At 30.9% G+C, this 8474-nt stretch carries 5 protein-coding genes; 3 read left to right on the plus strand and 2 right to left on the minus strand.

The window, feature by feature from the left end; translation table 11 throughout:
• Nucleotides 1-52 precede the first annotated feature (52 nt).
• Both uvrA and HA145_RS09525 read right to left on the minus strand, forming a co-directional pair.
• The gene (gene uvrA, locus HA145_RS09520) at nt 53-2956 is read right to left on the minus strand and encodes an excinuclease ABC subunit UvrA (RefSeq protein ID WP_209128893.1); all 2904 of its coding nucleotides are present in this window, start codon (nt 2954-2956) and stop codon (nt 53-55) included.
• 53 nt (nt 2957-3009) lie between these two features.
• Nucleotides 3010-4689, minus strand: coding sequence for an AAA family ATPase (locus HA145_RS09525; RefSeq protein ID WP_209128894.1), 1680 nt, complete (start codon nt 4687-4689; stop codon nt 3010-3012).
• Nucleotides 4690-4758: 69 nt separating this feature from the next.
• Here HA145_RS09525 and HA145_RS09530 point away from each other — a divergent pair, with 69 nt between their 5' ends.
• Genes HA145_RS09530 through thrC form a run of 3 tightly spaced genes read left to right on the plus strand, consistent with a single transcriptional unit; the run spans nt 4759 to nt 8300 of the window.
• A complete protein-coding gene (locus HA145_RS09530) occupies nt 4759-6615 on the plus strand; it encodes an ABC1 kinase family protein (protein WP_209128895.1) in 1857 nt (618 codons plus the stop codon).
• Between the two features lies 1 nt (nt 6616).
• Complete coding sequence (locus HA145_RS09535; protein ID WP_209128904.1) at nt 6617-7189, plus strand: alpha/beta hydrolase; 573 nt, start codon at nt 6617-6619, stop codon at nt 7187-7189.
• Between the two features lie 7 nt (nt 7190-7196).
• A complete protein-coding gene (thrC, locus tag HA145_RS09540) occupies nt 7197-8300 on the plus strand; it encodes a threonine synthase (protein WP_209128905.1) in 1104 nt (367 codons plus the stop codon).
• Nucleotides 8301-8474: the final 174 nt, after the last annotated feature.

Consider the following 8474-nt stretch of genomic DNA (forward strand, 5'->3'; position numbering starts at 1 on the left):
CTATCGTTTCTCATAAATAATTAAAAATACAAAGAAATACAACAAAGATTTTTTATTTGAGAACTTTTTTAAGATATTTTGCTGTATGACTTGTGGGATGTTTAGCTACATCTTCAGGAATACCTTCTGCAATAATTTCGCCGCCTTTATCTCCTCCATCAGGTCCTAAATCAATAATCCAATCAGAACATCTAATAACATCTAAATTATGTTCGATAACAATTACAGAATTCCCTTTATCTACCAAACGTTGTATCACATCCATTAATTTATGGACATCATAAAAACTTAGACCTGTAGTTGGTTCATCAATCAAATATAGAGTTTTTCCAGTAGCCCTTTTAGATAATTCTGTGGCTAACTTAACTCTTTGAGCCTCTCCTCCAGATAATGTAGGAGCAGGTTGGCCTAATTTAACATATCCTAAGCCGACATCTACTAATGTAGATAATCTATCAGAAGCTTGAGGTATAGCAGAAAAATTTTCTGCAGCTTGTTCAACAGTCATCTCTAGAACGTCAGATATATTAAAACCTTTATATTTAACTTGAAGAGTTTCCCTATTAAAGCGAGCTCCTTTGCAAACTTCACATTGAACATACACATCAGGTAAAAAATTCATTTCGATAACGTTAACTCCCTGGCCTTTACACGCTTCACATCTTCCTCCTTTCACATTAAAACTAAACTGGCCAGCCTGATATCCTCTCGCTTTAGCTTCAACTGTGGCAGTAAATATCTGCCTTATAGGATCAAAAGCACCAGTGTAAGTAGCAGGGTTTGATCTTGGTGTCCTTCCAATTGGAGATTGATCAATAACGATAACCTTATCAATTGCTTTTATACCCTTTAACTCCTCTACCCCTTGAGGAAAAGGAACTTTTAATCCTAAAGAATGACACAAAGCAGGGTGTAGTAATTCATTTATCAAGGTACTTTTCCCACTACCGCTAACACCAGTTACAGAAACTAATCTTCCTAAAGGAAATTCTACAGATATATTTTTTAAATTATTTTTAGAACATTTATTTAAAAGTAAACTTTTTTTTACAGATGATCTACGTTCTTTTGGAGTAGGAATCGATTTCCTACCACTGAGATAAGCCCCAGTTAAAGACCTCTCTGATTGCAGAACATCTTGATATGACCCCTTAGCAATAATTTCCCCACCATAAACACCTGCCCCTGGGCCAATATCTACTAAATAATCTGCGGATTTCATTGTATCTTCATCATGTTCAACTACTACTAAAGTATTGCCAAGGTCTCTTAAGCTTTTTAATGTTTCTAATAACCTATCATTGTCTCTCTGATGTAAACCAATACTTGGCTCATCTAAAACATATAAAACACCAGTAAGCCCTGCGCCTATTTGAGTAGCTAATCTAATACGCTGAGCCTCTCCGCCAGACAAAGTCATAGCTGGTCTATCTAAAGTTAAATAATCTAAACCAACATTAATTAAAAACTTTAAACGTAAGCGAATTTCTTTTAAAACCAATTCACATATCTGCTTTTGTTTTTCTGATAAAGATATATTATCCTTTTTAGTCTTACCTAATCCCATGATACGCTCTATGTGAGTTAGGGTTTCAGCAACACTTATAGAGGTTAAGTCAGTGATATTGTATGGACCAAGTTTAACGGCCAAAGCCTCAGGTCTTAATCTTTTGCCAGAACAGGTTTTACATGGGACTAATTCTAGATACTTTTCTAATTTTTGTTTAGCTAATTCTCCATTAGCTTCATTAAATTGTCTTTCTAGTATTGGTAAAATTCCCTCAAATGGTCTTTCAAAACCACTAGAAGTTTTAAATCGACTATCAGCTTGAATTAATATTGGTTTATCTGATCCCAATAGTAGAACTTTTCTTTGCAAATCACTTAAATCTTTCCAAGGGGTTTTTAATTCAAAACCATAAGCTTGTCCTACAGAATAAAGCAAAGAGAAGTAATAAGTATTATCTTTTTCACTCCAAGGAGCTATTGCAGCATAAACAGGTAATGTTTTATCTGGTATAACCCTATCCGCAGTAAATTTTTTTAAATAACCAATACCATGACAATCTGGACAGGCCCCATATGGGCTATTAAAAGAAAATAATCTAGGAGAAAGTTCCTCAACAATTGATCCATGTACAGGACATGCATAATTTTCTGAATAAAGTTTTTCTCGTTCCAAATTAGGAGGTAAGTTTTCTCCTTTTTTTGGAACAACTTCTACTATTGCTAAACCATCTCCTCTTTTGAGACAAGTTTGTAGAGAATCATTTAATCTTTCTTGTATTCCTTCTCTTGCAATTAATCTGTCAACTACTACCTCAATATTATGAGTTCGATTTTTATCTAATTCAATACTATCAACAAGTTCTCTGACTTCTCCGTTGATTCTTACCCGAGCGAAGCCCTCAGCAGCTAATCCACTTATTAATTTTGTATGTGTTCCTTTCTTTCCTCTAACAACAGGAGCCAATAATTGGTACCTTGTTCCCTCTGGTAATAGAAGAATTTGATCAACCATCTCATCAATTGTTTGAGGCGCAATTGGAATACCACAGTGATGACAATGTGGCTCGCCAGCACGACCAAACAACAATCTTAGGTAATCTTGTATCTCTGTAACTGTTCCTACTGTTGATCGAGGATTATGACTTGTAGACTTTTGATCAATTGAAATAGCAGGTGATAAGCCCTCAATATTATCAACATCTGGTTTGTCTACTTGACCCAGAAATTGCCTCGCGTATGCCGACAGACTCTCAACATATCTTCTTTGACCTTCAGCGAAAATCGTATCAAAAGCTAAAGAACTTTTACCGCTTCCACTCACACCTGTAAAAACTATAAATTTATTTCTAGGCAGAGATAAGTCGATATTTTTTAAATTGTGCTGACGAGCCCCTCTAATATTAATTTCGTTATCACCTTTAAAACTATTACTGATTTTATTAACCATGTTTAAATCTAGCTTTGATTTAAAAAGGTTATTATAGTCGAAATTTTTCTGTTTTATGCAGCTGCTTGTTCAAGAAGTCTAGAAGCATATTCGTTTAATTCGGAAGAACCTCCACCTATAAGACTTACTAATTCATGCTTTCTTTGTTTTTTTGAAGTTAGTTTTGATATTGAAGTATAAGTTATTCCATCAATCACGTTTTTATTAACTTTAAAATGAGCTAATCCTGCAGCAGCTAGGGTAGGCTGATGTGTGATACATAAAACCTGTTGATCTTTAGAAATTTTTTTTATTAGCTCAACCAAGGAAAATAAAGATTTACCACTTAAACCATTATCAATTTCGTCAAAAAAGAAAGTATTTGGTTTTTTAGAAATACTAGATTTAATAGCTAATAAAAATCTTGACATTTCTCCTCCAGAAATAACATTTGATAATTCCGCAAGCTTCTGATCAGGATTAGCTGAAAACAAAAAATTTATATTGTCAATTCCATCACCAGAAGGCTTACATTCGGTAAATTGAATTGAAAAATTTGCATTTTCTAATCCTAGATTTCTTAAAATAAAGATTACTGAATCTTGTAACTCTTTAGCTATTTTTTTTCTTTCTTTAGATTGAGTAATAAATAAACAATTTAAATTACTTTCTAGGTTCTTGATTTGATTTTCTATATTACGAATCTCATCATCTTGATCGTTTTTTAGAAAATATCTCCTCAATTGATTTCGCTTATCAATTAATTGAGGTAAATCCAAGGAAAAAGTTCTTTCTAAGTTTTTTAAAAAAAATAATCTTTTTTGTATTTCTGAAAGATTAAATTCATTATTATCTGTTTCTTGTATGTATAAATTAAGAGCATTAATAAGATCTTCAACACAAGTTTGGATAAATAATAACTTTTCTCTAAATATTTGAATTTGTAAATCAAAATTCGCTGATCTATTTAAATTTTTTAATGATTGATTTATCAAAAATGAAACTGATGGTTCATCATGACTAAATTTATTTAAATTATCCAACGATGATTGAATTGAATTATTTATTTCAAGATTATTTACAAGTTTATTTTCTAGTAGCTCTAATTCTATAATCTCCTCGCTGGAATCTAAGTTAGCTTCCTCTAAACTCTTCAACATTTGTTTAACTACTAAGTTATTTTCTTCTTGTTTCCTAAAAGATTCTATTTTTTCATTCAGTAATCCTTTTAAAAGCTGACTTTCTCCCCATATTTTTTTAATCTTTATACTAGTATCTCTCAATTCTTGCGAACATAAATCATCTATTATTGATCTTTTTTTATCTTGAGTATCAAATATAAACGTATCTGATTGACCTGCAAAATCTATCAATAATCGTCCAAGTTCTTCTAATAATCTTTTATTAATTGCTAAATTGTTAAGGCTATATTTAGATAAAACTTTCTTATTTTTTCTATAAGATTTTCTCTTAATATTTAGTACTGAAGAACTAGTTTTAAAACCATTACTGATTAACCAGTTATTAATTTGAAAAGAAGAAGAAAATTTTGCCTCGATAACACAATGATCTTTCCCTTTACGTATTAAGTGCTTTAAAGGTATATTAGTTCCACCAAATAACACATCTAAGGAGTCTAAAATCAGTGATTTTCCTGAACCAGAATCTCCAGTAATGATGTTTAAACCTTTTTCGAAATTAATTTCTATAATTTCAATTAAGGCAATATTTTCTATCTTTAATTGTATGAGCATGATAAATCTTCCATATAAAAAAATTAACTTCTTTTTAAAAAAAAATAAAGGTTTTAAATATATAAAGTTATGAAAGAAGACTTTACTGATTTTATTGAGGTATCTGGTCTGTTGGATTATGATCCAGATACAATATCGAAAATTTACAAGAAAAATCCAAAAAGACTTTTCAAAAGACTTTGGCAAACACTCATACCCATTTTTGCCTATTTATTTTCTGTTGGCTGGGATAAATTAACTGGTAGATTGAAAAATCAAGACAAAGCAAGATGTAGAGCAAAAGAATTAACAAACTTATTAGTAGAACTTGGGCCAGCATTTGTTAAAGCAGGTCAAGCTTTATCAACAAGGCCAGATATCATTCCAGTGATTCTTCTCGAACAATTATCTGAATTACAAGATCAATTACCAGGATTTAACGGAGATAAAGCAATGGAATTGATAGAAGAGGACTTAGGATCCAAAATCGATGAAATTTTTTTAGAAATTGATAAGGAGCCAATTTCTGCTGCATCTCTAGGACAAGTGCATAAAGCTATACTAAAAAACAAAGAAATTGTTGCTGTCAAAGTCCAACGACCAGGTTTAAGAGAACAAATTACTTTAGATCTTTACATAGTCAGAAATATTGCTTATTGGCTAAAAAACAATATTGGACTGATAAGAAGCGATCTCGTCGCATTAATTGATGAATTAGGTAAAAGAGTTTTTGAAGAAATGGATTACTTGAACGAAGCTGATAATGCAGAAAAATTTAGAAATATGCATAAACATAACCCAATGATTGCTGTACCAAAAATTTATAAAGAGATAACATCAAGAAGAGTTTTAACGATGGAATGGATCGATGGTACAAAATTAACCAATCTAGAAGATGTGAAAAAATTAGGCATTAATCCTGACAAGATGATCGATATTGGAGTGCAATGCAGTTTAGAACAACTTTTAGAACATGGTTTTTTCCACGCTGATCCACATCCAGGTAATTTATTAGCCTTGAAAGACGGTAGATTATGTTACCTAGATTTTGGAATGATGAGCGAAGTCTCTAGAGACTCTAGATCTGGTCTAATACAAGCTGTCGTACATTTAGTGAATAAAAATTTTGATAAATTATCTAAAGATTTTGTTAAGTTAGGATTTTTATCAGAAGAAGTTAATCTAGAACCAATAGTCCCAGCATTTCAAGATGTTTTTATTAATGTTGTTGAACAAGGGGTTTCAAAAATGGATTTCAAAAGTGTTACTGATGATATGTCTGGTGTTATGTATAAATTTCCATTCAAATTACCTCCATATTATGCACTTATAATTAGGTCGCTATTGACACTAGAAGGAATTGCTTTAAGTGTTGATCCAAACTTTAAGATTCTAGGTGCAGCTTATCCATATTTTGCAAGAAGATTGATGGAAGATCCTGATCCACAATTAAGAGAAAGCTTAAAAGAAATGCTTTTTGATAATAAAAAATTTAAGTGGGACCGCTTAGAGGATCTATTATCTAATGCAGCAAAACAGACGAACCTTGATTTGGAAAAACTTTTAGATGAAGTCATAAACCTTCTATTTTCTCCGAAAGGAGGATTTCTTAGAGATGAAATAATTGAGGGATTAACAAATCAAATAGATTTACTAAGTCTCAAAATATTAAAAAATTTAAATAACTACCTTCCAATCTCAATTAAATTAAATACGACTGATGAAACCAATAATTTAAATGACCTTATAATGTATGTAGAGCCATTGAGAAACTTTCTAGAAATTGTACAAAAAGTTCCTGGTTATTCAATTGATATTTTTCTCAAAAGGTTACCTCGACTAATAAGTGAACCTTATACAAAAGAAATGGGCATAAAAATTGCAAGGAAAGTAACAGAAAAAGGCGTGGTTAGACTTGTAAAAATTGCAGCTGGCTCAAATATCTGAAATGAAATTTAGTAAATTTTTAATAGTAAAAATATTTTTTATTCTTATTAGTTCTCAATTTCTTTTCAATGTTTCAGAAGCTAAAGCGGCTGAAGAAATTAAAATTGTATACAATATATTTTCCCGAACTATTAAAGTAAATTCATTAAAAACATTTGCTGAAGACGGTAATTCAACGAAAAATTTGAAAAGAATTTTAAAAGCAACTGGGTCTCCTGATAAAGAAATCAGATCAGTATTAAATAAAGAGTTTGAGATCCCAATTACAGTTGCAAGCAAATTAGTATATTCAGAAATAGGGAATGTTTTTTTAACAAGACTTTCATCAATCATTCATCCAACCAGAGCAGATGATGCAAGAACAGGTATGTTAGCTCTTAGATCAAGCGTAATAAAAGGTATTGACTTAGGAAAAGGAAAAATAAATCTGATAAGGTTTTTTGAAGGGTATCCAACTAAAACTGTAATTTTAGATGTCAACGCTTTGAGCAAAGTTATGAATAAAGTAGAATCTATTACAGAATTATTAGAATTTTTCACAAATTCTCCTCTAGAAAAAATTAAAACAAATTAAAACAGTCATTATGTTATTAAATAAAATCAAAAATAAATTACGTATTAACTACACAAAAAAAAGATGGCCAGGCTTAATTGAAGCATATAAACAATATCTTCCAGTCACAAAGAAAACACCCATAATTTCTTTAAACGAGGGTAATACTCCATTAATTCTCAGTGAATCAATAAGCAAATTAATTGGAAATAAAACAAGAGTTTTTTTAAAATATGATGGTCTTAATCCCACAGGATCTTTTAAAGACCGTGGTATGACTATGGCAATTAGCAAAGCAAAAGAAGAAGGACGTGAAGCCGTCATTTGTGCAAGTACTGGAAACACTTCTGCCGCTGCTGCTGCATATGCTTCTAGAGGAGGATTAAAACCTTATGTTTTAATACCAGAAGGATATGTTGCACAAGGAAAACTTGCGCAAGCTTTAATGTACGGAGCCGAGATAATATCTATTAATGGAAATTTTGATAAAGCTCTTGAAATTGTAAGAGATTTATCATCAGAACATCCTGTAGAACTTGTTAATTCTGTTAATCCATATCGAATACAAGGGCAAAAAACAGCAGCTTTTGAAATAGTTGATGACTTAGGTTTTGCACCTGATTGGCTTTGTATTCCTATGGGCAATGCTGGAAATATAACTGCTTATTGGATGGGATTTAAAGAATATTCAAAAATAAAAAGAAATTTAAAACTACCTACAATGATGGGTTTTCAATCAGAAGGTTCTGCTCCGTTAGTTCAAAATATAATAGTTAAAAATCCTGAAACAATTGCTACAGCAATAAGAATTGGTAATCCTGTAAATAGAGAAAAAGCAAAAATAGTAAAAAAAGAAAGTAAAGGAGACTTTCAGTCAGTTACAGATAATGAAATAATAAATGCTTATAAAATTCTGGCCAAAGAAGGTGTTTTTTGTGAACCTGCAAGCGCAGCATCAGTTGCTGGGCTAATTAAAAATAAAAATAGAATTCAGAAAGAGTCGACTATTGTCTGTGTTCTCACTGGAAATGGCTTAAAAGACCCCGATTGCGCTATTAAAAATAATGATGCTGTTTTTAGAAAAAATATTGAACCTTCCTTACAAAATATTACCAAAATTTTAGGATATTAAAATCCAAAAAAATTAGTGTCTGTGGAAATCTATCAAAAATAAAGTTAATTTGTTGAAAAAGATAGTAAAAATAATTGATTTTGTTTAATAGTTTTTTTTTAATTTGAAAAAAATAAATTTATTCAACAAATAAAAACTTTTTCCCACTTATTTTAATCCTTTAAAAGTAAGTAA

Source organism: Prochlorococcus marinus XMU1411 (assembly GCF_017696075.1).
GTDB classification, from domain to species: Bacteria; Cyanobacteriota; Cyanobacteriia; order PCC-6307; family Cyanobiaceae; genus Prochlorococcus_A; species Prochlorococcus_A marinus_V.

What these genes read in the sequence shown, in the direction of transcription:
- HA145_RS09525 (WP_209128894.1), bottom strand. Translation starts at nt 4,689, where the DNA reads ATGCTCATACAATTAAAGATAGAAAATATTGCCTTAATTGAAATTATA.
- HA145_RS09530 (WP_209128895.1), top strand. Translation starts at nt 4,759, where the DNA reads ATGAAAGAAGACTTTACTGATTTTATTGAGGTATCTGGTCTGTTGGAT.
- HA145_RS09535 (WP_209128904.1), top strand. Translation starts at nt 6,617, where the DNA reads ATGAAATTTAGTAAATTTTTAATAGTAAAAATATTTTTTATTCTTATT.
- uvrA (WP_209128893.1), bottom strand. Translation starts at nt 2,956, where the DNA reads ATGGTTAATAAAATCAGTAATAGTTTTAAAGGTGATAACGAAATTAAT.